21 protein-coding genes are annotated in these 25,245 nt (G+C 67.8%); 7 read left to right on the top strand and 14 right to left on the bottom strand.

What is annotated here, in order from left to right:
- Positions 1 to 15 precede the first annotated feature (15 nt).
- A complete protein-coding gene (locus IB258_RS03620; RefSeq protein WP_054454198.1) occupies positions 16 to 471 on the top strand; it encodes an Lrp/AsnC family transcriptional regulator in 456 nt (151 codons plus the stop codon).
- Between the two features lie 10 nt (positions 472 to 481).
- Here the strand turns inward: IB258_RS03620 and IB258_RS03615 are convergent, their stop codons facing one another.
- From IB258_RS03615 to IB258_RS03600, 4 genes are all read right to left on the bottom strand, one after another.
- Entirely contained in the window at positions 482 to 1,642 is a 1,161-nt protein-coding gene (locus tag IB258_RS03615; protein ID WP_192352161.1) for a metallophosphoesterase, read from the bottom strand.
- 60 nt (positions 1,643 to 1,702) lie between these two features.
- On the bottom strand, positions 1,703 to 2,929 hold the full coding sequence (locus IB258_RS03610; protein WP_192327947.1) for an alpha-hydroxy acid oxidase: 1,227 nt from the start codon (positions 2,927 to 2,929) through the stop codon (positions 1,703 to 1,705).
- 103 nt (positions 2,930 to 3,032) lie between these two features.
- Positions 3,033 to 3,896, bottom strand: a complete 864-nt coding sequence (asd, locus tag IB258_RS03605) for an archaetidylserine decarboxylase (RefSeq protein WP_054454205.1) — start codon at positions 3,894 to 3,896, stop codon at positions 3,033 to 3,035.
- A 233-nt stretch (positions 3,897 to 4,129) separates the two neighbouring features.
- Complete coding sequence (locus IB258_RS03600) at positions 4,130 to 6,484, bottom strand: cytochrome P450/oxidoreductase (RefSeq protein WP_175160490.1); 2,355 nt, start codon at positions 6,482 to 6,484, stop codon at positions 4,130 to 4,132.
- 112 nt (positions 6,485 to 6,596) lie between these two features.
- Here IB258_RS03600 and IB258_RS03595 point away from each other — a divergent pair, with 112 nt between their 5' ends.
- Positions 6,597 to 7,448 carry an IclR family transcriptional regulator gene (locus IB258_RS03595; protein WP_192352160.1) on the top strand — a complete coding sequence of 284 codons (852 nt, stop codon included), beginning with the start codon at positions 6,597 to 6,599 and terminating at the stop codon, positions 7,446 to 7,448.
- Here IB258_RS03595 and IB258_RS03590 read toward each other — a convergent pair.
- Positions 7,421 to 8,371, bottom strand: coding sequence for a LysR substrate-binding domain-containing protein (locus IB258_RS03590; RefSeq protein WP_192352159.1), 951 nt, complete (start codon positions 8,369 to 8,371; stop codon positions 7,421 to 7,423). The genes IB258_RS03595 and IB258_RS03590 overlap by 28 nt on opposite strands.
- Positions 8,372 to 8,514: 143 nt before the next feature.
- Here IB258_RS03590 and IB258_RS03585 point away from each other — a divergent pair, with 143 nt between their 5' ends.
- The gene (locus IB258_RS03585) at positions 8,515 to 9,477 is read left to right on the top strand and encodes a tripartite tricarboxylate transporter substrate binding protein (RefSeq protein ID WP_192352158.1); all 963 of its coding nucleotides are present in this window, start codon (positions 8,515 to 8,517) and stop codon (positions 9,475 to 9,477) included.
- Positions 9,474 to 11,066 carry a sulfatase gene (locus IB258_RS03580; protein ID WP_175213431.1) on the top strand — a complete coding sequence of 531 codons (1,593 nt, stop codon included), beginning with the start codon at positions 9,474 to 9,476 and terminating at the stop codon, positions 11,064 to 11,066. The genes IB258_RS03585 and IB258_RS03580 overlap by 4 nt, the downstream gene beginning before the upstream one ends.
- Before the next feature lie 31 nt (positions 11,067 to 11,097).
- Here the strand turns inward: IB258_RS03580 and IB258_RS03575 are convergent, their stop codons facing one another.
- From IB258_RS03575 to IB258_RS03550, 6 genes are all read right to left on the bottom strand, one after another.
- Positions 11,098 to 12,729: an ATP-binding cassette domain-containing protein gene (locus IB258_RS03575; RefSeq protein ID WP_119451554.1), complete on the bottom strand. Its 1,632-nt coding sequence runs from the start codon at positions 12,727 to 12,729 to the stop codon at positions 11,098 to 11,100.
- Positions 12,730 to 12,891: 162 nt separating this feature from the next.
- Positions 12,892 to 13,887, bottom strand: coding sequence for a serine hydrolase (locus IB258_RS03570; protein WP_082400980.1), 996 nt, complete (start codon positions 13,885 to 13,887; stop codon positions 12,892 to 12,894).
- A gap of 91 nt (positions 13,888 to 13,978) precedes the next feature.
- Positions 13,979 to 14,851, bottom strand: a complete 873-nt coding sequence (locus IB258_RS03565) for a CoA ester lyase (RefSeq protein WP_175160505.1) — start codon at positions 14,849 to 14,851, stop codon at positions 13,979 to 13,981.
- A gap of 9 nt (positions 14,852 to 14,860) precedes the next feature.
- Positions 14,861 to 15,580 (bottom strand): response regulator transcription factor, encoded by a 720-nt coding sequence (locus tag IB258_RS03560; protein WP_054454219.1) that lies wholly within the window; start codon positions 15,578 to 15,580, stop codon positions 14,861 to 14,863.
- Positions 15,581 to 15,900: 320 nt separating this feature from the next.
- Complete coding sequence (locus IB258_RS03555; protein WP_054454221.1) at positions 15,901 to 16,371, bottom strand: hypothetical protein; 471 nt, start codon at positions 16,369 to 16,371, stop codon at positions 15,901 to 15,903.
- 69 nt (positions 16,372 to 16,440) lie between these two features.
- Entirely contained in the window at positions 16,441 to 17,040 is a 600-nt protein-coding gene (locus tag IB258_RS03550) for a GNAT family N-acetyltransferase (protein ID WP_054454224.1), read from the bottom strand.
- Between the two features lie 108 nt (positions 17,041 to 17,148).
- Here IB258_RS03550 and IB258_RS03545 point away from each other — a divergent pair, with 108 nt between their 5' ends.
- The gene (locus IB258_RS03545) at positions 17,149 to 18,381 is read left to right on the top strand and encodes an FAD-binding oxidoreductase (protein ID WP_192352157.1); all 1,233 of its coding nucleotides are present in this window, start codon (positions 17,149 to 17,151) and stop codon (positions 18,379 to 18,381) included.
- A 36-nt stretch (positions 18,382 to 18,417) separates the two neighbouring features.
- Here the strand turns inward: IB258_RS03545 and IB258_RS03540 are convergent, their stop codons facing one another.
- The gene (locus tag IB258_RS03540) at positions 18,418 to 19,551 is read right to left on the bottom strand and encodes a 3-deoxy-7-phosphoheptulonate synthase (protein ID WP_054454226.1); all 1,134 of its coding nucleotides are present in this window, start codon (positions 19,549 to 19,551) and stop codon (positions 18,418 to 18,420) included.
- 241 nt (positions 19,552 to 19,792) lie between these two features.
- Here IB258_RS03540 and IB258_RS03535 point away from each other — a divergent pair, with 241 nt between their 5' ends.
- Both IB258_RS03535 and IB258_RS03530 read left to right on the top strand, forming a co-directional pair.
- Positions 19,793 to 21,019: an EAL domain-containing protein gene (locus IB258_RS03535; protein WP_119451551.1), complete on the top strand. Its 1,227-nt coding sequence runs from the start codon at positions 19,793 to 19,795 to the stop codon at positions 21,017 to 21,019.
- Positions 21,020 to 21,208: 189 nt separating this feature from the next.
- A complete protein-coding gene (locus IB258_RS03530; protein WP_175160516.1) occupies positions 21,209 to 22,519 on the top strand; it encodes a ferric reductase-like transmembrane domain-containing protein in 1,311 nt (436 codons plus the stop codon).
- Positions 22,520 to 22,524: 5 nt separating this feature from the next.
- Here IB258_RS03530 and IB258_RS03525 read toward each other — a convergent pair whose 3' ends face one another.
- Positions 22,525 to 24,180 (bottom strand): mucoidy inhibitor MuiA family protein, encoded by a 1,656-nt coding sequence (locus IB258_RS03525; protein ID WP_254593298.1) that lies wholly within the window; start codon positions 24,178 to 24,180, stop codon positions 22,525 to 22,527.
- 145 nt (positions 24,181 to 24,325) lie between these two features.
- A complete protein-coding gene (locus IB258_RS03520) occupies positions 24,326 to 25,216 on the bottom strand; it encodes a LysR family transcriptional regulator (protein WP_054454233.1) in 891 nt (296 codons plus the stop codon).
- Positions 25,217 to 25,245: the final 29 nt, after the last annotated feature.

Here is a 25,245-nt window from a genome sequence, read left to right as displayed (position 1 = left end):
CAGAACCTGATTCCAATGCCTGATCTTGATGACCGCGACCGAAAGCTGTTAACGCTGCTGGCCGACGATGCCTCCCCCAGCTACGCCGAATTGGGCAAAATGCTGAACCTCTCCGCCCCGGCCGTGCATGAACGGGTCAAGCGCCTCAAGCGCGATGGTCTGATCAAGGGCATTGCCGCCAAGCTGGACGGCGCGCGCATCGGCCGGCCGCTGCTGGCCTTCGTGCACGTGGACACCAACAACTGGACCATTACGCAGCAGGTGCTGGGGCTGGCCGAGCTGACCGAGGTGGAAGAGATCCACACCATCACCGGCAAGAGCGCCATGCTGCTGAAAGTGCGCGTGCGTGATACGCAGGCGCTGGAGGCGCTGCTGGCCCGCATCCATCAGATCGACGGCATCACCAACACCACCAGCGACATCGCCCTGACCAGCTATCTGGAACGCGGGCCCTTGCCGGACAACGGCTGAGCCGCGCCGTTCAGGCCGCGCGCAGCCGCAGGCGCGTGATCTCGGAGGGTGCGCCCAGGCGCTTGGGCGGTCCCCAGTAGCCCGTGCCGCGGCTGATGTAGATCCACATCTTGCCCAGGCGATGCAGGCCGGCCGTATAGGGCTGCTGGAAGCGCACGAAGAAACCCCATGGGAAGAACTGTCCGCCATGCGTATGGCCGGACAGTTGCAGGGTATAGCCGAGTGGCTCGGCCGCCGCCGCGCTGCGCGGCTGGTGCGCCAGCAGTATCCGGGGCATGGCGTCGGCGGGCGCGCCCGCCAGCGCCGCTTTTGGATTGCTGCGATGCTGCGGATCGAACGAGCCGGCGCTGTAGTCGGTGATGCCCGCCACCACCACGGGCAGGCCGGCGGGGTGGATGACCACGTGCTCGTTCATCAGCACGCGCAGCCCCATGCGGCGGAACTCGGCGATCCAGGGCGTGGCGCCCGAATAGTATTCATGGTTGCCGGTCACCAGATAGACCCCATGGGGCGCGCGCAGCTGGCCCAGCGGGCTGGCCTGTGCGGAAAGCTGCTCGACGCTGCCGTCGACCACGTCGCCGGTGATCGCAATCATGTCCGGCAGCTGTTCATTGACGGCGTCGACGATGGCCTGCACGTAGCGCTTCTTGATGGTCGGGCCAACGTGGATGTCGCTGATCTGCACGATGGTGAAGCCGTCCAGGTCGGGCGCGAGGCCGGCGATGGGCACGTCCACATCGACCACGCGCGCCCGCCTGCGGGCGTTGTACAGGCCGACCAATGTTCCGGCGAGGGCCAATATGGGCACAGCCCAGGCGCTGACCCGGCGCAACGTGATCCAGGGCAGATCGGCGCCGATGAGCAGATCCGCCAGCCACGCGGCCAGCAGCAGGGCGTCGCGCAGCACCGTCAGCACGAACAGCGACGAAAACAGGCCCATGGCGAACAGCCCGACCCAGGCGATGCGGTCGCCCCAGGGCGGGTGCACGGACGAACGCCCCAGCATCCCCAGCGGGATCAGGATGCAGGACAGCAGCAAGGCAAGAATGGCGGCGGCGGAACCCGCTCCGCCCAATTGGGCGTCGGGGATCAGGCGGGCGCCCACGTAGACGTGAGCCAGGGCGCCCAGGGTCAGGAAGCGCAGGAAGAATGAGGATTGGCGTAGGGACACGGCGGCTCTGGGGCGCGCCAGGCCGGGAGCAGCGGCGCGCGGGGCAAGGGAACCGCCATTCTATGCCGGGTGCGGATACTCCCGCACGAGCAAATCCGGTCCCATCTCCTGTACATGGTTGATGCCCAGCATCGCCATGTTGCGGTCGACCTCGGCGCGCAGCAGGCCGATGGCGTGCGATACGCCGGCCTCGCCGCCGACTGCGGCCGCATAGTTGAAGGGCCGGCCGACGAAGACGAAGCTCGCGCCCAGCGCCAGGGCTTTGAGCACGTCGCTGCCGCGGCGCACGCCGCTGTCCATCATCACGGTCATGTTGCCGGCGGCCTCGGCGACGGCGGGCAGGGCGCGCAGCGGCGAGACCGCGCCGTCCAATTGCCGGCCCCCATGGTTGGACACGATGATGCCGTCGGCGCCGTGCTGGCGCGCCAGCGCCGCGTCCTGCGGATGCAGGATGCCCTTGATGATCAGCGTGCCTGGCCATTGGCGGCGGATGCGCGCCACATGTTCCCAGCTGAGGTGATCGCGCGCGCTGAAGTCGCGCAGCACCGACGACGACACGATCGGCGCGCCGCGCGTGGCAAAGGAGTTCTCGAAATGCGGCATGCCATGGGCCAACAGCGTGCGCATGAACGTGCCGGCCAGCCAGCGCGGCCGCGTCAAGCCATCCCAGGCCAGGCGCAGGCTGGGCTTGAGCGGGGTGGAGAAGCCGGTGCGCACGTTGTTCTCGCGGTTGGCCGACACGGGAATGTCCACCGTCAGCACCAGGGTTTCGTAGCCGGCGCGGCGGGCGCGTTCGACCAGTGCGTCGATGCGCTGCGGATCGCCAGGCAGATAGGCCTGGAACCAGGTGCCGGGCGCTGCGCGGATGACGTCTTCCAGCGGGATCAGCGAGGTGCCGCTGAGGATGGCGGGTATGCCTTGCTCACGCGCGGCGCGGGCCAGCACGATGTCGCCGCGGTAGGCCGACAGCGCGCTGATGCCCATCGGAGCAATGCCGAAGGGCGAGGCATAGCGGCGGCCGAAGAGTTCGGTTTGCTGCGTGCGGCGCGACACGTCCACCAGCACGCGCGGCGAAAACGCGTACTGCGCAAAGGCGCTGCGGTTGCCGCGCAGGGACTGGTTGTCTTCGGCCGCGCCTGCGACGTAGCCGAAGATCGGCCGCGGCAGGCGGCGTTTCGCCGCCGCCTCGAAGTCGTCCAGCGACAGCATGCGCGCCAGCGCGCGCGGCAAGGGGCGGTCGGCCGAGGCGGCGCGGGGACTGGCGGAGGACGAGAGCAGGGATGTCATGGCGGGCCGGCAAAAGCCCGTAATCTAGCAACGCCGATTCATCGCATAAAGCGAATAAAACCAGACATCCAATTTCGAATAAATCGAATATTTGCGGAGAAAACTACGCAGGCAGCGCCATCAGTTCGCCCATGCGCACCGGACCCAGCACGGCAGGCGTGTCGGCCCAGCGGATCTGGTTGGGACCGAACAGCACGATGGCGGTGGAGCCCAGCTTGAAGCGGCCCATTTCCGCGCCCTTGGCCAGGTGGATCGGGGCGCGCGCCGCGTCGTCGTAGCGGGTGGCTTTCACGCGGCGCTTGTGCGGCGTGACCAGGCCGGCCCACACCGTCTCGATGGACGCGACGATCATGGCGCCCACCAGCACCAGGGCCATCGGTCCGTGCTCGGTGTCGAAGATGCAGACCACGCGTTCGTTCCGCGCGAACAGGCGCGGCACGTTGCGGGCGGTCAGCGGGTTGACCGAGAACAGGCGGCCGGGTACGTGGATCATTTCGCGCAGGGTACCGGCGACCGGCATGTGCACGCGGTGGTAATCCTTGGGCGACAGATAGACGGTGGCGAATTCGCCGCCCTGGAACGGGGCCGCGCGTTCGGCGTCGCCGCCCAGCAGGTCGGCCAGGCCGTAGCTATGGCCCTTGGCCTGGAAGATGCGGCCATGTTCGATAGCGCCCATCTGGCTGATGGCGCCGTCGGCCGGACACACCACCGAGCCCGGCTCGTCGTCCAGGGGCCGCGCGTCTTCTTTCAATGCCCGCGTGAAGAAGTCGTTGAAGCAGTCATAGGCCAGCGGGTCTTCCTGCAGCGCCTCGCGCATGTCCACGCCATAGCGGCGGACGAAGCGCGAAATCATCCAGTTCTTGACCGCGGGTTCCCGGCAGTCGGATGCGTACCCGAAGAGCCGCGACACCAGGTGGTGAGGGGCAAGATACTGGCTGGCGAGGAATAGTTGGTCTTTGATCGGCATCTAGGAGCGCTGAGAAATTACCCCGCGGCCGGCCGCGGCACGGGCCGGCCCGCAAGGGGCCCGCCTTCAGGCCCGGGACTGGCCGCGTCAAAAAACGTCGTCCCGCGTTGCAGCGGGACGATGTGGTGATGAGCAGAGGGGTGAATTCTACCGCTTTCAGGCGCACTTCAGGCATATGAATGCGCGCATGCGCCGCCGGGCGCAAGGGCGCGACATTGCAGGCACGCCAGCCGCTACAGCTCCAGCACGATGCGCTTGCCCTGGGCGCGGGAGCAGCAAGCCATCATGCGGGTGCCGGCCTCGCGTTCGGCGCGGGTCAGCACCACGTCGCGGTGATCGACCGCGCCGCCCAGCACGCGCACCTCGCAGGAGCCGCAGAGACCTTCCTCGCAATCGCTCTGCACGTCGATGTTGGCGCTGCGCAGCGCGCTCAGCAGCGTCTGGTCGGCAGGCACTTGCACGACGATGCCGGAGTCCTTCAGCTCGGCCTCGAAGGCGTGTTCCTTGGACGGGTCCAGCGTGGCGAGCGTGGAATGGAAGTGCTCCACGCGCAGGCTGTCCTCGGGCCAGGCGGCGCAGGCGGCTTGCAGGGCATCCAGCATGCGCTCGGGGCCGCAGGCGTAGATCTGGACGCCGGCCTCGGGACGGGACAGCAGGGCGGCGAAGTCGTTGCGGCTGCCTTCCTCGCTGACATGCAGATGCAGGCGCGCGCCATGCAGCTGCAGCAGTTCGTCCAGCATGGCCATGCAGGCGCGCGAGCGTCCGCTGTAGTGCAGTTCGTAATCCAGGCCCAGCTCGCGCGCGCGGCGCGCCATGGCGCTGATGGGCGTGATGCCGATGCCGCCGGCGATGAGGATCAGACGTTTGGCGCTTTCGTCCATGCGGAAATGGTTGCGCGGGCCGCGTGCGCGCACGATGCTGCCCGCGCGCAGGTGCTGGTGGATCCAGGCGGAACCGCCGCGGCCTGCCGTTTCCTTGAGCACGGCGATCTCCAATGCATTCGCGGCGGCCGGATCGCCGCAGAGCGAGTACTGGCGCGACAGGCCAGTGTCGCCGCATTCGACGTCGATGTGCGAGCCGGGCGTCCAGCGCGGCAGCGGCTTGCCGTCAGGCGATTCGAGCCTGATGCGCGCAATGCCGTCGGCCGCGGCCGTGACCTGCGTCACCACCAGCTTGCGGCTGATCGCGTGGGTCGAGGGCTCGCCGATGCGCACCGGCTGCACCTGATCCAGCAGGGCGGCGTCGCGGCGCTCGGGGTTGTCGGCCGGGTTCCATTCCACCCACAGATGCTCGGGGCCGCGGAACGAGGTGTTCGGCACGTAGGTGAACTGCTGTTCGGCCAGGCGCATATGCGGCAGGCGGCGGGTCAGCTCTTCCAGGAAGATCTGCATTTCCATGCGCGCCAGGTTCTTGCCCATGCACTGGTGCGCGCCATAGCCGAAGGTCAGCTGGTCGCTGGCGTTGTCGCGGCGGATGTCGAAGAAGTCGGCGTCGGCGAAATGGCGTTCGTCGTGGTTGGCCGACGAGGACACGATCAGCAGCTTGGCGCCCGCGGGAATCGCCACGCCGGCGATCTCGGTGTCGCGCGTGGCCAGGCGGCGCCAGGCCGCGACCGAGCCGTTGTGGCGCAGGCATTCCTCGACCGCGTTGGGCAGCAGGCCGGGGTCCTCGCACAGTTCGCGCCAGGCGTCGGGATGCTGCAGCAGCAGCTTGATGGCGTTGGCCGAGGCGTTGGCGGTGGTCTCATGCGCCGCGACGATGCCGGCCATCATCATCGAATGCAGGTACGAGTCGGTGACGACTTCGGGATGGTCCTTCTGCTTGCGGATGCCGTACTGCATCCAGCCCGGGGCATCGGGATCCTGGCGCATCTTGTCCAGAATCTTGCCCGCCAGTTGCCAGAAATTACCTACCGCATGCGCCACCGCCACCTGTTCTTCCGGCTTGGGCCGGCCCCAGGTATTGACGGTGTGGGCGATGGAGTACTGGCGCAGCAGATCCATGTCCTCCTCGGGCACGCCCAGGAAGTGCAGGGCGACGGTCAAGGGCACTTCCCACAGCATCTGGTCGACCAGGTCGGCGCGGCCGTCGTTGATGAAACGGTCCACATACTCGCGCGTCAGGCGCCGCACCATGGGTTCGTGGTGCTTGAGTTCGTCCGGCGTGAACGGATCCATCAGCACGCGGCGGCGCGGCATGTGGGCCGGTTCGTCCTCGTTGACCAGGGTGCGGTTCATCGCGTAGCCGTAGCTGGCCAGCACTGCGTTGGCCTCGGGGCCGGTCGGCGTGATCTTTTCCAGCGCGATGGAGGGGCTGTAGGTGTGGTTGTCGCGGAACACGGCCTTGATGTCGTCGTAGCGCGTGACCACCCAATAGCCCAGCTTGGGGCTGTAGAACACGGGTTCCTGTTCGCGCGCCCAGCGCACGTACTCGGGCGGGTCCTGCTGGTAGCCGTCGCCGAACGGATCGAATTCCGCGGCGCGCGGGCTGACCGGACAGCCTTGGGCACGCGCCAGCGCGGCATGGTCGATGGGACAGCCGCCAGTACTGGCGGGCGCGGGGGTTGCAGGGGTGGTTGGGTGGCCCATGTCGTCGCTCCGGATTACAATTGCGTAAATCATATACGCATTGCGTAATTATTCAATTGGGGTAATCTCCGGGCTGCATCCGCAGCCGCCTGGCAGCTCCCAACCCGCGTCCATGACCCAGACTCCCGCACCTTCGTCCGTCCCCGCCCAGACTACCGACGCGCCCCGGCCGCGCGAACGGCGCCAGCGCGTGCAGGCCGCTGAAACCGGCATGGCGGTGCTGAAGGGGTTGGGCCGGCTGGGCGGCCGTGCCAGCCTCACGCTGCTGGCCGCGCAGGTGGACGAAAGCCCCGCCAAAGTGCACCGCTACCTGGTCAGCCTGATGGAAGAGGGCCTGGTGGCGCAGGATGCCGCCACTCAACAGTACTACCTGGGACTGGAAGCGATGCTGCTGGGCCTGGCCGCGCTGCGCCAGGCCGATCCCATCCGCCTGGCCGAGCCCAGCCTGGTGCGCCTGCGCGAAGGCCTGGAAGTGACCTGCTTCATCGCGGTCATGGGCAACAAGGGGCCGACCATCGTGCGCTTCGAAGAACCGGGCCTGCCGGTGACGGTCAACGTGCGCATGGGCTCGGTGCTGTCCATGCTGTGGTCCGCCACCGGGCGGGTGTTCCTGGCCTTGCAGGACGATGCGCGGGTGCGGGCACTGGCCGAGGCCGAACTGGCTCGTGCGCCCGCCGACATGCGGGCGTTGCTGGACGCCCCCGACCCCATCGGCCGCCTGCGCCGCCAGGTGCTGGCCGAGGGCTGCGCCACGGTGCGCGACACCAATCTAAAGGGCATCAGCGCGGTGTCGGCGCCGCTCCTGGACCACAACGGCCGCCCCTGCGCCGCGCTGACTGCGCTGGGCGCGACGGGCGGATTCGACGCCTCGGCGGACGGCCCGATCGCGCAGGCGGTACGGCGCGAGGCCGAAGCCGCCAGCGTGCTGCTGGGATATCAGGCGCCTGGGGTCGGCGCGGTCTGAATCGCGCCTGCCGACAAGCCGCGCAGCCACGCCATCGCCGCCTGTACCACGGGCATGCCGGCCGTGTTGCGGTTGACCACGGCGCCGATGGCGCCGAAGTTGGCGTCCAGCCGCAGCGGCAGCACGATCACGCTGCCTTGGCGTTCGCAGTAGCGCGCAATCGCCTGGGGCAAGGCAGCCAGGCGATCGTCCTGGGCCAGCAGGGCCAGGGTGGCCAGCAGCGAATTGGACTGGATACTGGAAACTGGTGCGTGCGCGCCGGCATGCACGAAAGCCTCGTCCAGACGCTCGCGCATCATGGTGGCTTCCAGCGGCAGCACCCAGGGCCAGCGCGCCAGTTCGGCGGCCGCGAGCGCCTCGCTTGCCGCCAGCGGATGGCCGGGGCGCGCCACCACCAGGATAGGTTCTTCGTGCAGGCGGATCACCTCGCAGTCCGCGGGCAGCAGGCGGCTGCCCAGGCGGCCCAGCACGATGTCCAGCTCGTCGCGCGCCAGCTTGTCCATGAGTTCGCCGAGCGCGCCTTCCACCAGTTTCACTTCCAGCCGCGGCGCCAGGCCCAGCAGATGGGCGATCAGTTGCGGCGCCAGATGGGGCGCGGCCGAGGGCAGGGTGCCCAGGCGCAGCAGGCTGGCGCCGCGTTCTTCGGCGGCCCGCAGTTCGGCCGCCACGCGCTGGGCTGCGCCCAGGCTGTGCCGGGCGTGGCGGATCATAACCATTCCGGCATTTGTCGGCAGGGTGCCCCGGGTCCCGCGCTCGAATAGCGCGTAGCCCACCTGTTCCTCCAGCTGCGCCAGCGCCTTGGAGGCGGCGGGCTGGGACATATGCAGGCGTTCGGCCGCGCGGCCCAGGTGGCGTTCGTCGTCCAGTGCGACCAGCAGTTCGGCATGACGCCGCTTGAGGTGGGTGCCGGCGCGGTCAGGCATGGGCGATACATATTCAAATGGTTATGAATCGTTCAGTTTATTTCATTTCACGCCGACACCGGGCGCTAGGCATACTTGCCGCTCTACGAAAGACAGGCGTTGCCCAGGCTGGGCCGGGAAGGACGCCGGGATGGAGACGATTCATGAAGAAGTTCTGGATGGCCCTGGCCGCGAGCTGGGCCTGTGGCATTGCGAGTGCGGCGGCGGCTGCGGATACCTACCCGGCGCGGCCGGTGCAGATCGTGGTGCCGTTCTCGCCCGGCGGTGCGGTGGACGTGCTGGCGCGCCAACTGGCGCAGCGCCTGGAGCCGCGCGGCTACACGCTGGTAGTGGAGAACAAGCCGGGCGCGGGCGGCAACATCGCCGCGTCCATGGTGGCGCGCGCCGCGCCCGACGGCTATACGCTGCTGATGGGCACCACCAACACGCACGGCATTAACAGCGCGCTGTATTCCAGCCTGCCGTACGACCCGGTGCGCGATTTCGCGCCGGTCGGCCTGGTGGCGGACAACGTGGTGGTGCTGCTGGCCAATGCCGAGTTTCCAGCGTCGACGCTGGCGGATGCCGTCAAACTGATCAAGGCCAATCCCGGCAAGTACACCTATGGCTCGCCCGGCCTGGGCACGGTGCACCAGCTGGCAATGGAGCAGTTGAAGCACGCCGCCGGCCTGGACGTGGTGCACGCGCCTTATAAGGGCGCCGCGCCAGCGATGGCCGATCTGGTCGCGGGCCACGTGCCGCTGATGATAGGCGGCATCGCGCCGGCCATTCCGTTCCTCGCATCCGGCAAGGTCAAGGTGCTGGGCGTGGCCAATACTGAAAAGTATGCAGCGCTGCCCGATGTGCCGCTGTTCTCGGACGTGGCCGCCGGAGTCGCCGTGCGGTCGTGGATCGGCCTGTTCGCGCCCGCCGGCACGCCGCCCGCAGTGGTGAAGAAACTGAACGCGGACCTGGAGGCGGTACTGACCGACAGCGCATTCGCGCAGGCCTTGCAGCCGCTGGGCATGGTGCCGATCTACATGACGCCCGATGCCTTCGGCGACATGGTCAAGCGCGACATGCCGGCCTGGCGTTCCGCCGTGGAGATGTCGGGAGCGAAGCAATGACGTCCGCTGCGAAGCCCGTCAACTTCCTGCTGTTCATTACCGACCAGCACCGCGCCGACCATTTGGGGTCCTACGGCAACCGCGTGGTCCACACGCCCAACCTGGACCGTCTGGCCGAGTCGGGGTGGCGCGCCGACAACATGCACGTGGCCACGCCCATCTGCATGCCGAACCGCGCCAGTTTGATGACCGGCCGCTATCCGTCCGCGCATGGCGCGCGCCACAACGGCATCGCGCTGTCGCTCCGCAGCCGCACCTTCGTCGAGGCCATGCGCGAAGCCGGCTACGGCACGTCGCTGGTCGGCAAGGTGCACCTGCAGAACATGACGGACATACCTCCATCGTGGCCGGTGCGCGCCGAAGACAGATTGCCGCGCGAGGCGGTCGAGCCCGACCCCGGCCGCTACGACCAGGAGCAGCGCAAGCTGTGGCTCGAACGCCCCGACCACGATCTGAGCTATCCGTACTACGGCTTCGAGCAGGTGGACCTGGTCGACGATCATAGCGACGACGTGCACGGTCACTACCGACATTGGCTGCGGCGCGAGCATCCCGAGGTCGAGGCGCTGATCGGCCCGGCTCACGCCATTCCCGCGCCGGAATACGAGCTGACGCGCATCCGCCAGGCCTGGCGCACGCGCGTGCCGGAAGAACTCTATCCCACTGCCTACATCGCCGACCGCGGCATCGAGGCGTTGCGCGGCTATGCGGCTTCCGGGCAGCCATTCTTCCTGCAATGCTCGTTTCCGGATCCGCACCATCCTTTCACGCCGCCGGGGCGGTTCTGGGACCTGCACAAGCCAGAGGACATGGAGCTGCCCGCGTCGTTCCACGGCCAGGGTACGCCGCCGCCGCACGTGGCCTGGCTGCGCGCGCAGCGCGACGCGGGCACGGCCGTCAAGCACACGCCCGCGATCTTTTCCTGCAACGAGCGCGAGGCTCGCGAAGCGCTGGCGCTGAACTATGGGTCGATCGCCAACATCGACAACCAGATCGGCCGCGTGCTGGCCGAACTCGACGCGCTGGGGCTGGCCGACAATACGGTGGTGATCTTCACCAGCGACCATGGGGATTACCTGGGCGACCATCAGTTGATGCTGAAGGGGCCCATCCATTACCGCGGCCTGACCCGCGTGCCGTTCATCTGGCGCGACCCCGCCGCGGCGCGAACGGCGGGCGCGGCCAGCGACGCCTTGCTCAGCACCATCGACGTCGCGCCCACGGTGCTGGCGCGCGCTGGCGTGCAGCCCTATAACGGCATCCAGGGGCGCGACATGGCAGGCCTCATCGGAGGAAGCGAGGCTGCCGTGCGCGACGCGCTGATGATCGAGGAAGAAGGGCAGCGCGTGATACTGGGCTTCAACAGCCGCATCCGCTGCCGCACGCTGCTGGCTGACGGATTTCGCGTCACGGTCTACGACGGCGCGCGCTGGGGCGAGCTCTATGACCTGAATCAGGACCCGCACGAGCTGCGCAACCTGTGGGAAGACCCCGCGCATGCCGCCGACCGCGCGCGGCTGCTGGAACGGCTGGCCTACGGCATGCTGGAACACATCGACACCAGCCCCTATCCCAGCGCGCTGGCGTGAGGTGGCGCGGGCAGGCCGCCCGCGCCCGGCTTCAAGCGGCCTTGGCAGCCAGCTTGGTCTTGTAGAGCCAGTCCTTGTAGTCGTCCAGGTCGCCGTCAAACGGGCTGACTTCGCCGTCGGCCACGATGATGAATTCATCGGTGGTGGCGCGCAGCAGATGGCGGTCGTGCGACACCAGCATCAGCGTGCCTTCGAACTGCGCCAGCGCGGTGGTCAGCGCTTCGCGGGTTTCCAGGTCCAGGTGGTTGGTGGGCTCGTCCAGCAGCAGCAGATTGGGACGCTGCCACACGATCAGGGCCAGCGCCAGCCGCGCCTTTTCGCCGCCGGAGAACGGCGCGATGGAGCTGGTGGCCATGTTGCCGTTGAAGTTGAAGCTGCCCAGGAAGTTGCGCAGCTCCTGCTCGCGCACGGTCGGCGCGATCTTCGTCATGTGCCATAGCGGCGATTCGTCATGGCGCAGCATCTCCACCTGGTGCTGGGCGAAGTAGCCGATGGACAGCCCCTTGTTGAACTGCGCTTCGCCGGCCAGCGTTGCAAGTTCGCCCGCGATGGTCTTGATGAAGGTGGACTTGCCCGCGCCGTTGATGCCCAACAGGCCGATGCGCTGTCCCGCCTGCAGTGAAAAATTGATGCCCGACACGATGATCTTGTCGGACTCGACTTCCGTTTCCTCGTCCGCGACGCGATACCCGGCGCTGACCGCGTCCATGGTCAGGAGCGGGTTGGGCGCGCGCAAGGGCTCGCGGAATTCGAACGAGAACTCGGCGGCCGCGCGCAGCGGCGCCACTTCCTCCATGCGGGCCAGCGCCTTGATACGGCTCTGCGCCTGGCGCGCCTTGCTGGCCTGGGCCTTGAAGCGGTCGATGAAGGATTGCAGGTGCGAGCGTTGGCGCATCTGCTTTTCCAGCATGCCTTGCGCCAGCTCCAGCTGCGCGGCGCGCTGGCGCTCGAAGGACGAATAGTTGCCCGAATAGCGCTTGAGCTTGCGCTCGTCGATATGGACGATGACGTTGACCACGCCGTCCAGGAAGTCGCGGTCATGCGAGATGACGATGAGCGTGCCCGGATAGCGCTTGAGCCAGTCTTCCAGCCAGATGATGGCGTCCAGATCCAGGTGGTTGGTGGGCTCGTCCAGCAGCAGCAGGTCGGACGGGCACATCAGCGCCTGCGCCAGGTTCAGGCGCATGCGCCAGCCGCCGGAAAAGCTCGTCAACGGCAGGTGCATCTGCGCCTGCGTGAAGCCCAGGCCAGTCAGCAGCTGTTCGGCGCGCGAATGCACGGTGTACGCGTCGGCATCGGCCAGCGCGGCGTAGATGTCGGCCATGCGCAGGCCGTTCTCCGTGCTTTCCGGTTCGGCTTCCAGCTGCGCCAGTTCCGCCTCCAGCTTGCGCAGCGTCACGTCGCCGTCGATGGCGTATTCGATGGCCGGGCGGTCGAGCGCGGGTGTTTCCTGCGCCACATAGGCCATGCGCCAGCTGGCCGGATAGTCCAGGTCGCCCTGGTCCGCGTGCAGCGTGCCGCGCAAGAGACCGAACAGGCTGGACTTGCCGGCGCCGTTGGCGCCGATCAGGCCGATCTTGTCGCCGGGGTTGAGCAGCAGGTCGACCTTGTCGAGCAAGGGCTTGACGCCGCGCATGAGTGAAACTTGTTGGAAGCGGATCATGGATGGTGCAACAGGGGACGCGGCAGGATTCCCGCCGGCCAGGCGCAATGAAAAATAATCGGGGAAGTAGGGCGCTCAGGCGGCGCGGCGGGCGGACGGAACGGGCGTTCGTTCCGCGTCAAAGGCCGGTATTGTACCGGGCTTGGCGCGCGATGCCGTCAATCAGCGTGAGGCGTACCGGCTGTCGAGCACCCGGCGCAGGCGAACCGCGTCGCCGAAGCGCGAGCCGTTGATGCCCTGCGCGTTGAGCAGCACCATGGCCAGGTTGCGCTTGCCGACCTTGACCGCCATCACCAGGCAATCGCCGGCTTCGCGGGTGGTGCCGGTCTTGGACACGAGGATGTCCCATTGCGGGCGGCCCACCAGGATGTTGGTGTTGCGGAAGGTCTGGCCGGCGGCCTGGTAGCTGGTCTCGCCGGTGTATTGCCGCAAGAGCGGCTGCGCGGAAATCGCCTGCAGCAACTTGACCAGATCCTTGGCCGAAGACTGGTTTTCGTTGGACAGGCCGCTGGGTTCGGCGAAGCTGGAGTCGGTCATGCCCAGCGCGCGGGCTTCGGCGTTCATTGCCGCGACGAAGGCGGCGGTGCCGCCGGTATAGGTGCGGCCCAGGGCCTGCGCGGCGCTGTTCTCGGACGGGACCAGCGCCAGGCGCAGCAGATCGGCGCGGCTCAGCTTGGTGCCGGCGGTCAGGCGCGAAGGCAGCTCGCTGGTGGAGCGGGTGTCGCTGGCGTCGATGGTGATGAGTTCGTCCATGGGCAGGCCGGCCTTGACCAGCGTCAGCGCCGCCATGAGCTTGGTGATGGAGGCGATGGGCCGCACGGCGTCCTCGTTGCGCGCGAACAGGACTTCGGAGGTGTCCATGTCCTGCACCAGGATCGTGCTGGATTTGAGCTTGCCGATTTCCTTGGCCGGGTCGCGCGTGACCAGCGAGGCGTTGACGGCCGCGTCCGGGTCCAGCGGGTCGGGCTGCGCGCCCCAGCGCTGCACTGCTATGCGCTTGCCATAGCCATGCAGGCACATCGGCAGGGAAGGCTGGGAATTGCAGGGATGGAAATTGGCGGCCTGGGCCCGCGCCGGCGCCGGCAAGCCCGCCGCCGTGGCGGCCCACAACGCCGCCACGCAGAATGAGATCGACATTTGGCGCAAGATCAACGTCACGACCGCTCCCCGATACGCCGATCACGCGCCTGGCCCGGCGTTACCGACAATATGCATTTGAAAGCCGATATTACTGCTGTCGCCGCTGTTGTCACCAGGCTTGTGCGATGGCCTCGGCCAGCGCCAGCACGCGTTCCGCTTCGCGCGCATGCAGGTTTTCCACCAGCGCGCCGTCGACCACGGCCACGCCCAGGCCGGCGGCCTGCGCGGCGCGCCAGGCGTCCAGGCGCTTGCGCGCGGCGGCAAGTTCTTCCGCCGAGGGCGCGAAGGCGGCGTTGGCTGCCGCTATCTGCCTGGGATGGATGAGCGTCTTGCCATCGAAGCCCTGGTCGCGTCCCTGTTTGCAGGCGGCCTCCAGGCCCGTGTCGTCGTGCAGGTCCAGGTGCACGCCGTCCAGCGCCGCCAGGCCGTGGGCCCGCGCCGCCATCACCGCCATCGAGCGCGCCAGCAAGGTTTCTTCGCGTGACGGCGTGTGGCGCGCATGCAGATCCTTTACCAGGTCCGAGGTGCCCACGACGATGGCCGCCAGCCGCGCGTGGCCGGAAGCGATGGCGTCCAGACGCAGAAATCCCAAAGGCGTTTCGGCCATGGCCCACAAGGGCAGGCTGGCTGGCGCGCCCGCCGCGTCCAGCGCCCGCGCGAGCGCGTCGAGCTCGGCGGCGGACTGCACCTTGGGCAGCAGCACGGCGTCCGCGCCCGCCTGGGCGATGGCCCTGACGTCGTCCAGGCCCCAGGCCGTGTCCAGCGCATTGATACGTACCACGCATTCGCGGCGCCCATAGCCGCCGGCGCGCAAGGCCGCGGCGACTTGCTCGCGGGCTTGTGCCTTGGCGTCCGGCGCGACGGCATCCTCCAGGTCGAGGATCAGGACGTCGGCGTCCAGGCTGCGCGCCTTGTCCAGTGCGCGCGGGTTGGCGCCAGGCATATAGAGTACGGAACGGCGAGGGCGGATAGGTAGCGTCATGAGGCGGTTTCAGTTCTTGGTATTGCCGACGATCTGCACAGGCGTGGTGCACACATAGCCCACGCCGTACACCGTGCGTATGCCCATGTCGCCGCCGGCCTGCGCGCGCAGCTTGCGGCGCAGGCGGTGCATGTGGGCGTCCAGCCTGTGCGTGTCGTAGGCCTCCACGCTGGCGCCCAGCGCCTCGATCAGGCGTGCGCGCGACAGGGGTAGCGGCGCGGCCTGGATCAGCGCGCCGATCAGCCGGCTTTCGGTATCGGTGATGTCCACGCAGACCTGCTTGGGCGATACCAGCATGCGCCGCGACGGATCGAAACGCCAGGCATCCGATTCCGCGGCGTCGGCTTCGCCCGCCGGCACCACCCGCAGTCGGCGCGACAGCGACACAAGCGTGGCGCCAAGCTCGGCCAGATTGACGGGCTTGGTCAGGTAGTGGTCCGCGCCCAGACTCAGGCCCGAGACCTTGTCTTCGCTCAAGAGGCGGCCGGTGAGCATGATGATGCCCATCGACGGGAAGGAGGTCCGCAGGTGCGAGACGCGGGTCAGCGCATCGCCGTCGGGCAGCATGGCGTCCAGCACCAGGATGCCTGGCGTCACGGTGAGCAGCAGTTGGTCCAGCTCCGCGAGGGAACCGGCGGTGAGGATGCTGCGGCCCAGGCCCAGATCCTCGATGTATTCAGCGATGGTGTCGCGCCAGTCTCCGTGGTCGTCGACGATGATGATGGTCACGGCGAATCCGGCGTCAGCGGTTGCGCGCAGGGACCTTCGAATGCAAACACGCTATCCGCTCCTTGTATGTGGGTCTTCTTGTATAGGGGGAGTCCGCGAGCGCGATATTTTTCGTATCGCGCGCTTGCGGAGAATATCATCATCGCCCCTGCGGCGCCGCGTCAAGAATCAAGGATGGCAGCCGCGCGCCGCCCATTCTTTTAGTGGTCAAAAAATGAGCAGCCCGTTGCGCATCGGTCGAACGGCCATCAGCCGTGGGTTCGAGGCTTTTTTATCCACAGAAATTGTGGATAAGGCCGGCCCTGTGGATACTGTGCTTTTTATGTAGGCAGGTGTTCGACGGCAACGCCCGGCGGTACCTTGCGCATGCGGTCGCGCTCGATGCGGGGCGGGGCGAAGCGGGTCTTGCGGGCAGCGGCGTTCTGCAGCAGCACGGACAGCACCGCGCCCTTGTCCTGTATCCACTGGTTTTTGCCACGCAGCAATTTCATCGCGTTCTCGGCCGTGCCGAGGCGATAGGTCATCGAGTTGATCTGGACCGAGGTCTTGCCATTGAAAAGGGACGCGTCCTGTTCGGTGATTGCCGCGGCGTCCAGATTGCTGCTGTCGTGATCGATGCGATAGACGAACTTCAGGCTGCTGTGCGGATCCTGCACCACCACGAGTTTGTCGGACCCCGATATGTCGGAGAGCATGCCGAGCACCAGCGACTCGACCAGCTGGTTGCCGCGCTGTTCCTCGGTGTAGATGTATATCGTGTGGCGCGCGGGCGCGGCGTAGGTCTGTTGCATAACTGGCTTCAATAGTGCGGGGCAGGCCTCGCGGCCCGGACAAGCTGCGAAATGAGCGGGAGGCGCGCGCTAACCGGCGCGGCGCATGCGCATCAGCAAGCGCGCTTTGACGGCCGGCCAGTCCTCGTCGAGGATCGCGAAGTAGACCATGTCGCGCGCGCGCCCCGATTGCGCGATCAGGTGCTTGCGGAACACGCCTTCCTCCACGCCGCCGATCCGCAGGATGGCCTGGCGCGATTGCATATTGCTCAGTTCAGTCTTGAATACAACCCGCATGATACCAATTGTTTCAAAGGCGTGCTGCAACAACAAGAACTTGGCCTCGGTATTGGCGCCGGAACGCTGGCTTGCTGGCGTGAGCCATGTGCCGCCGATCTCCAGGCGTTTGTGCGCCAGCGCGATGTCCATGTAGCGGGTCGCGCCGATGATCTGATCGTTGTCCTGCCGCACGATGACGAATGGCAGGCAGTTGCCGTCGCGTTGGCCAGCCAGCGCACGGTCGACATAGCGCTGCATATCGTCCAGCGTCTGCACGGGCTCGGGTTGCAGACGCCACAGTTCGGGGTGCAGGCCCACCTGCGCAAGCGGCGCGGCATGGCTGGCGGTCAGCGGTTCCAGGCGTACGACCTCGCCGGCGAGCGTGACGGGTTGCAGGCGGGGGCTGGTCATGACGTATTCCTCGATTGGAGCGTGGGCGCGAAGGGCAGGGCGTGCAGCCGGGGATTCTACGCGCGCGCGCCCTTGCCGAACACCGCACGCAAGCGCAGAATGCGCCGCATGAAAACAGACGCCTTGGTCCTGGGTGCGGGCATCGTCGGGGTGAGCACCGCCCTGCATCTGGCGGCGCGCGGCCGTACAGTGGTGCTGCTGGACCGGCGCGGCCCTGGCGAGGAAACCAGCTACGGCAACGCGGGCCTGATCGAACGGGCCAGCGTGATTCCCTATGCCTTCCCGCGCGACTGGCGCAGCCTGTGGCGCTATGCCAGGAACAACACGCCTGACGTGAGCTATCACCCGCGCTTTTTGCCGCGCATCGCGCCATGGCTGCTGCGCTACTGGTGGCATTCGGCGCCGTCGCGGCTGGCGCGCGCGGCCGAGGCCATGCTGCCGTTGATCGAGCGCTGCGTCGCCGAACATGACGCGCTCAAGGACGAGGCCGGCATCTCCCACCTGTTCCGGCGCAGCGGCTGGATCGACGGCATGCGCAGCGAGGCCGGCCTGGCCCGGGCCGTGGCCGAGGCCCAAGCGCTCGCGCCTTACGGGCTGAACCACCGCGTGCTGGACCGCAAGGCGCTGGCGGCGCTGGAACCTTCGCTGTCGCGCATGGCGGGCGCGGTGCACTGGCTGGATCCGGTCAATGTGTCGGACCCGGGCGCGGTGACGCGCGGCTACGCGGCCTTGTTCGAGCGGCGCGGCGGCGTGCTGGCGCGCGGCGACGCGCGCAGCCTCAAGCCGTCAGGCAAGGGTTGGCAGGTGCAGGGAGAACAAGGGCCGATCGAGGCCCGCGACGTGGTGGTGGCGCTGGGCCCGTGGTCGCCGGACGTCCTGCGCCCGCTGGGCTATCGCATCCCCATGGCGGTCAAGCGCGGCTATCACCAGCATTACGCGTTGGAAGAGGGGGCGACCTTGTCGCACCCGGTGGCGGACATCGAAAGCGGTTTCGTCGTGACGCCCATGACCCTGGGCGTGCGCCTGACCACGGGCGCGGAATTCGCGGCGCGCGATGCGCCGCCTTCACCGATCCAGATCGAGCGCACGCGGACGCTGGCGCGGCAACTGCTGCCGCTGGGCGAGGCCGTGGAGCGCGAACCGTGGATGGGTTGCCGGCCTTGCATGCCGGACATGCGGCCGGTCATCGGACCGGCGCCGCGCCATCCCGGCTTGTGGCTGGCGTTCGGCCATGCGCATCATGGCTTCACGCTGGGTCCGGTGACGGGCAAGCTGCTGGCAAGCATGATCACCGGCCAGGCGCCGGACATGGATCCGGCGCCTTACCGCGTCGGCCGCTGAGGCCGTACGCGGCAAGAGACCCGAGAGCCGCGGTTCTCAGGCCGGTTTTGCGGCCTTTTCGCGGCGCTGGCGCACGGCCAGGGCCAGCGTTTCCAGCACCGGCGCGGTCTGCGACCAGCCCAGGCAGGCGTCCGTGATGGACACGCCGCGGCGCAGCGGCAGGCCGGGCTTCAGGTCCTGGCGGCCTTCTTCGAGATGGCTTTCGATCATCACGCCGGTGATGCGGCCGTCGCCCTGGGCGATCTGGGCGGCGATATCGTTGGCCACGTCGACCTGGCGCAGATGCGACTTGTTGGAGTTGGCGTGCGAGCAGTCGATCATGACCTGTTCGCGCTGGCCGGCGGCGCGCAGGGCGGCGCAGCAGGCGTCGACGCTGGCCGCGTCGTAGTTCGGGCCTTGCTTGCCGCCGCGCAGGATGACGTGGGTGTCCTGGTTGCCGCGGGTCTCGAAGATGGCGGCCATGCCCATCTTGGTCATGCCCATGAAAGCGTGCTTGGCGCTGGCCGCGACCATGGCGTCGGCGGCGATCTGCACGCCGCCGTCGGTGCCGTTCTTGAAGCCCAGCGGACAGCTCAGGCCGGAACTCAGCTGTCGGTGGCTGGGGCTTTCGGTGGTGCGCGCGCCAATGGCGCCCCAGGCGATCAGGTCGGCAATGTATTGCGGGCTGAGCAGGTCCAGGAATTCGGTGGCGATCGGCAGGCCCAGGCCGCTGATGTCCAGCAGCAGTTCGCGCGCGCGGCGCAGGCCTTCATTGATGCGGAAGCTGCCGTCCAGGCGCGGGTCGTTGATATAGCCCTTCCAGCCCACGGTGGTGCGCGGCTTCTCGAAGTACACGCGCATGACGATGAGCAAGTCTTTCTGGTGCTGTTCGGCGGCGGTGCGCAGCAGGCGCGCGTATTCCATGGCCTGGCCATGGTCGTGGATGGAACAGGGGCCCACCACCAGCACCAGGCGGTCGTCGCGGCCGTGCAGCACGTCGGCGATCTGGACGCGGCTTTGCTCGACCAGCGTCTGGATCTCGGCCGACACCGGCAGTTCATCCTGCAGCAGGGCGGGCGAGATCAAGGGGCGCACCGCGCTGATGCGGGTGTCGTCGGTGCGCGTGTTGTCCTGGGTGGAGTCGGCCGCGCCGACCTCGCGGTCGTGCAGGGGGTCGTCAATGCGGGTCAAGGGTAGCTCCGTGCCGTAGATGCGGAAAGAAAGACATCTATTATGGCACCGGCCGCGCCGTGGGGCGACGGAAGGCTGCCTCCGTCTGGCTGATGCCGCGAATACTACGACTATCGGCGATGGGGCTGCATTAACCCGTTAGCGATAACGACAGGGCGCGCGCAGATGCCTTAGCATGGTGTACACAGTTTTCCAGCGGCCGCCTGCGGGGGCCCGCCCTATATGAGTAGGACGGTAGACCATGCCTAAAACGGAACCCGGCGGGACCCGACGGATACTTCTCGTCGAAGACCATCCGGTTGAACGCGCCTATCTGCAGAACGTGTTGCTGGCGCTGGGTTTCCGCCGGGTCGCCGGCCTGGGCAGCAGCATAGAAGCGGTCAGCGCGCTGGCGCGCCAGTTCTACGACGTGGTCATCAGCGATATCGTCACGGGCGAGGGCGACGGCACGCGGCTGCCGAACGAACTGCGGCGCCTGGTGGACGCCGGGCGGCTCAAGAGCATGCCGCCCATCATCTGGATCAGCAGCCTCAGCGATGAACTGTTGCAGTCGCATGTGCGGCTGGCCTTGCAGGCCGGCTGTCCGTCCGCGCAGGCGCTGTCCAAGCCGGTGTCCCGCACGGCCATGCAGCAGGCCATCAAGACGGCGCTGCGCAGCATCGATGAGGACGATGCCGCCTCGCCCCGGCCGCGCTCGCTTCGGCGCGACGTCATCGAGGCGGCGCTGGGCCATGCGCTGATCACGGGGCAGGGCATGAGCGTGGTGCTGCAGCCGCAGATGAGCTTGTCGACAGGGCGCGTGCTGGCCGCCGAGGCGCTGTCGCGCTGGGACCACCCCGAACTGGGCGCGATTCCGGCGGCGGACTTCGTGCCTGCGGCGCATCGGCTGGGACTGGACCGGACCTTGTTCTGCCGGGTGACCGACACGGTGCTGGAGCTGCAGCAGCGCATGCATGCCGAGGACATCGCCGTGCCCATCGCGATCAACGCCTCGGCCTCCACATTGTGTTCGCGCGACCTGCCGGGCCTGCTGGAGCAGCGCGTGGCGCAGGCCGGCCTGCCGGCCCGGCTGATCAAGGTCGAGCTGACCGAGGACGAGCCGGTGACCGATTGGCTGGCCTTGTCTTCGGCGCTGAACCTGCTGCGCGTGCGCGGCTTTGAATTGGCGATGGATGACTTCGGCGCGGGCATCGCTTCCATGCGCCTGTTCTCGGCCATGCCCTTCACCGAACTGAAGATAGACCGCGACTTCATCGTCCATATGCATCGCGAGCCCGCGTCGCGCGCGGTGGTCGCCGCCGCCATCGAGATGGGCCGCGTGCTGGGCCGGCGCGTGATCGCCGAAGGGGTGGAGCACGAGCGCGACGTGGAGCTGCTGCGCGAACTGGGCTGCGACGTGGCGCAAGGCTACGGCATTTCCGTGCCGCTGGAACCCGACGCCTTCTTCGAATTCTGCCGCAGCCATTGAGTCATCCGCGCGGCGCAATGGGGTATCCTGGCGCAGGCCGGGCTCCTGCGGGCCCTCCCGATTGTCGGCGGACTTGACCCCGATCAAGACTGCGCCCGCGCATGGAAAATTGCCCCCACGGGCGGATTTACCATGGCTTCATGCGGGCTGCGCACGGTGGCGCGGTCCCCAAGATGGAGCGATGAACCGATGCGACGCATACTGGCCGCTGTTCTGCTGATTTCCCTGCTGGCCTGGGCCGGCGCCTATTGGGCGCAACCGCCGGCCGAACTCAACGTCTGGACCGCGCGCGATCAGCTCATCCTGCTGACGGGCCTGGGCGCCTACGCGGTCATGGCCCTGATCATGCTGCTGGCGGTGCGCCCCATGTGGCTGGAAACGCGGATGGGCGGGCTGGACAAGATGTACCGGCTGCACAAATGGAGCGGCATCCTGGCTGCCGCGCTGGCGGCGGCGCATTACCTGATCAAGCTGGGCAAGCCGCTGCTGCTGGCGTTGTTCGACCCCGTGCCCAAGACGCCGCGCGCGGCCGCTTTGCTGGACGTGTTCCGCGGATCCGCCAAGGACATCGGCGAATGGGCCGTGTGGATCCTGGCCGCGATGGTGTTGCTCACCTTGTGGCGGCGCTTTCCGTATCACATCTGGCGCCAGGTCCACCGCATCGCCGCGGTGATCTTCCTGGTGGTCGCCTTCCATGGCGTGGTCCTGACGCCGGCCGCCTGGTGGTGGCAGCCCGCCGGCTGGCTGGTGGCGCTGTGCACGGCGGTGGGGACGGTTTGCGCCGTCATGGCGCTGACCGGCAATATCGGACGCGGGCGCCGCTACAGGGGGCAGGTGCTGGCCATCGACCATCTTTCGGACGACATCCTGGCGCTGACCTGTAGGGTGGAGGGCAACTGGCACCATCGCGCCGGGCAGTTCGCTTTCCTGACCGCGGACCGGCGCGAGGGCGCGCATCCCTTTACGGTGTCCGGCGCGGACGACGGCACCGGCCGGGTGCAGTTCTCGATCAAGGCGCTGGGCGATTACACGCGGCGTCTGCAGCGCAGCCTGCAAGTGGGGCAGGACGTCATCATCGAAGGCCCTTACGGCTGCTTCGACTTCCAGCGCGACGATGGGCGGCCGCAGATCTGGGTGGCCGCGGGCATCGGCGTCACGCCGTTCATTTCATGGATGGAATCCTTGCAGACGGACCCGGATACCGCACCGGTCGCGACCCTGTACTACTGCGCCCGCAACGCCGACGACGCGCCGTTCGCGGATCACCTGAAAGCGCTATGCGCGCGCGTGCCGAACGTGACCCTGCATGTGCGCTACAGCGATACCCAGCGGCCGCTGACGGCCGCCGAGCTGGCCGCGGACCACAAGCCGGGCGCGGCATGGCCCAGCGTGTGGTTCTGCGGCCCGGCGGGATTCGCCGATGCCTTGAAGGACGGGCTGCACCGGCGCGGCATGCCGGTGAGCGAGCTGTTTCACCAAGAGGCGTTCCAGATGCGCTGAGCGCGTCAGATGCCGGACACCTCGATGTCGCCCGGATAGTCGACCGAGAACTTCAGCACCGTCTCGCGCGACTTGCCGGGCTCCATTTCCCAGTCCCATACCAGCTTGCCGTCTTCCTCGCGCTTGATCTCGCGGTCTGCCGGCGACAACAGCTTGACCACGATCTTCTCGTTGCGCGAGATGGGCAGGCGGTCCTTGAACGACACTTGCTCCTTGGTGGCCTTGTTGTTCTTGACCGTGATCTTGTACTCGTAGGTCACGCGCTTGCCGCTGCCCGAAAAGCCGGTGCTTTCGGTATAGCGGTTGACCAGCTGGCGCTTGATCGAGATGCCTTCGTCGGCGCCCAGCGCCAATTCGAGCTTCTCGCCGGGCATCACCGCCTTCATGGAGCTGGCCGCGACGAAGGCGTCGTCCAGGAAGGTGTTCAGCGAACCGGCCAGGAAGGGGAATTCCGTGTTGTTGCTGGCGTGCGCGGTCAGGAACATGGCTTCGCGCAGCGCCGGCGTGGACTGGTATTGCAGCGTGGCGGGCAGCTTGGCCGTGGCGATGGCCACGCGCTGCGAGGAATTGTCGGACGGCAGGGTGGCCGGACTCTTGATCTGGAACGATGCGCTGGTCGCTTCGGCCTGCACCTGGGCGGTCGCCTGCTCCAGCGGCTCGGGAATCATCTCGGCGACCGGCGCGCCGGCGTCCTCGAAGGACTGGACGCGCTGGCGCGACATCTTGGCTTCGGCTTCTTGCCTGGCTGCCGCGACCGGCGCGGGGCTGGGGCGCGGGCGGGGCGGAGGCGGCGGGGCGGCCACGTCGACGATCCACGGCTGCAGCGCGGGCGCGCCGCCGCCCAGCGAGGGCCTTGCGGTGGACAGCGTGAGCTTGACGTTGTTCCAGTCTTCACCGGTGTCCTGGCGGATGACGCCGAAATAACCCAGGTCCACGCTGCGATCGGCCGGGCGCAGGCGCGCATCGTATGCGGGCGTCCAGCGGGCCCCGGCCACGGCGTAGGAAACGTTCAGGTCCAGCTTGCCCGCGCGGGCCAGGTTGACGCGCAGGGTGACGGTCTTGGTGCGGCGGTTGAGCGAGCTTTGCAGCTGATCCAGCTGGTTCTGCAAGGCGGTCAGCTCGCGCTCCAGCACCTCTTTCTGTTCGGCCACCCGGCGCAGTCCGGCCAGCGACTTGGCCAGGGAGTCCGCGCTCAGCGATTGGATCGCCTTCAGTTCGTCCAGCGTCAGGCGCGCGCCGTCCTTCGACGGTTCGGTGGCGCCCCGCTGCATCATCAGCACCAGCTCGCGCTGGTTGTCCAGCACCGCGGCCTCGTCGTCCAGCAGCGCCTGCTGGCCTTGCAGCTTGCGTACCTGTTCCTCCAGCAGCTTGACGCGCTCGTTGGCGGTGTCTGCCTGATAGGCGTCGCGCACCTTCACGTCCAGCAATGTCGCCTGGCCGGTGCTCTTGGCCGAGACTTGCAGCGAATTTTCCTGCAGGCTGGCCGGCAGCTTCTCCAGCACCAGCTCGTGTTCGCCGGCGGCCAGCTCGCTGCTGGCGGCGCGCGTCACGACGGCGCGGTCCTGGTAGACGGTCACGGAACCGATGGAGGAAGGCAGTCCGGCGGCTGCGGCCAGGCCGGGGATCGTCGCGATGGCCAAGGCCAGAAGGGTACGTCGCACTATTTCACCTTTGTACAGGTTGGAATCGCGCGACGCCGTGTCCTTGGACAGGGACGGACCGCCGCGCGCGCCAAATTTACATTGCGGCCCGGACGCTGATCTTACAGAAAATGACAAACGCGACAGGGCGATACCGTAGCGCGGCCTAGGGGTGGGCCAGCGCGCGCAGCATGTCCACGGCGTTGCCCGCCGCGGTCGAGCGGTCGTGGCGGCGGTAGGCCATGTCCAGCAGGGCGTGCGGCGCGTCGCCCTTGATGGGCCGGTACTCGATGCCTTGCGCGCCCATGTGCCGCATCGCCGCAGGCACGACCGAAATGCCCACGCCGGCAGCCACCAGACTCACGATGGAGGCCATCTGCGGCGCTTCCTGGATGACCCGCGGCACGAAGCCGGCGCGCTGGCACGCCGACATGATGGCGTCGTACAGGCCCGCGCCGATGGGGCGCGGATACAGCACGAAGTCCTCGTCCGCCAACGCGGCGATGGGCACGCTGCGCTTGCGGCTCAGCGCATGGTCTGGCGGCAGGGCCACCAGCATGGGTTCGTCCAGCACGCGCTCGGACTCGAACTCCGGGTCCAGCACATAGGGAGGCCGCACGAAGGCCACGTCGACGTCGCCGGCGCGCAGGCCGCGCAGCAGCGTGACCGTATTGCTCTCGGTGAGCGTGACGCGCACGTCGGGATACCGGTCCCGGTACGCCCGGATGGCGCGGGGCAGGTAGGGGTGGAACACCGCGGACGCCGTGAATCCCACGGTGATTGCTCCGCGTTCCCCGCGGCCCAGCCGGCGGGCCGTGTCGATGGCGCGGTCGGCGCTGGCGAGGATGGCGCGGGCGTCTTCCAGGAACTGGGCGCCGGCCTCGGTCAGCGCGATGCCTCGCGGCAGGCGCAGGAACAGCGGGGTGCCGATCTCGCGTTCCAGCTGCTGGATCTGCTGGCTCAACGGCGGCTGGCCTATGCCCAGCCTGGCGGCGGCGCGCGTGAAGTGCAGCTCTTCGGCGACGGCGGTGAAATACCGCAGGTGGCGCAATTCCATCGTTATTAAATATGGTCGGGATGACTTTC

This window comes from Achromobacter sp. ACM02, assembly GCF_014851605.1.
GTDB lineage: Bacteria > Pseudomonadota > Gammaproteobacteria > Burkholderiales > Burkholderiaceae_B > Achromobacter > Achromobacter aegrifaciens.
This window is presented reverse-complemented; position numbering and strand designations above follow the sequence as displayed.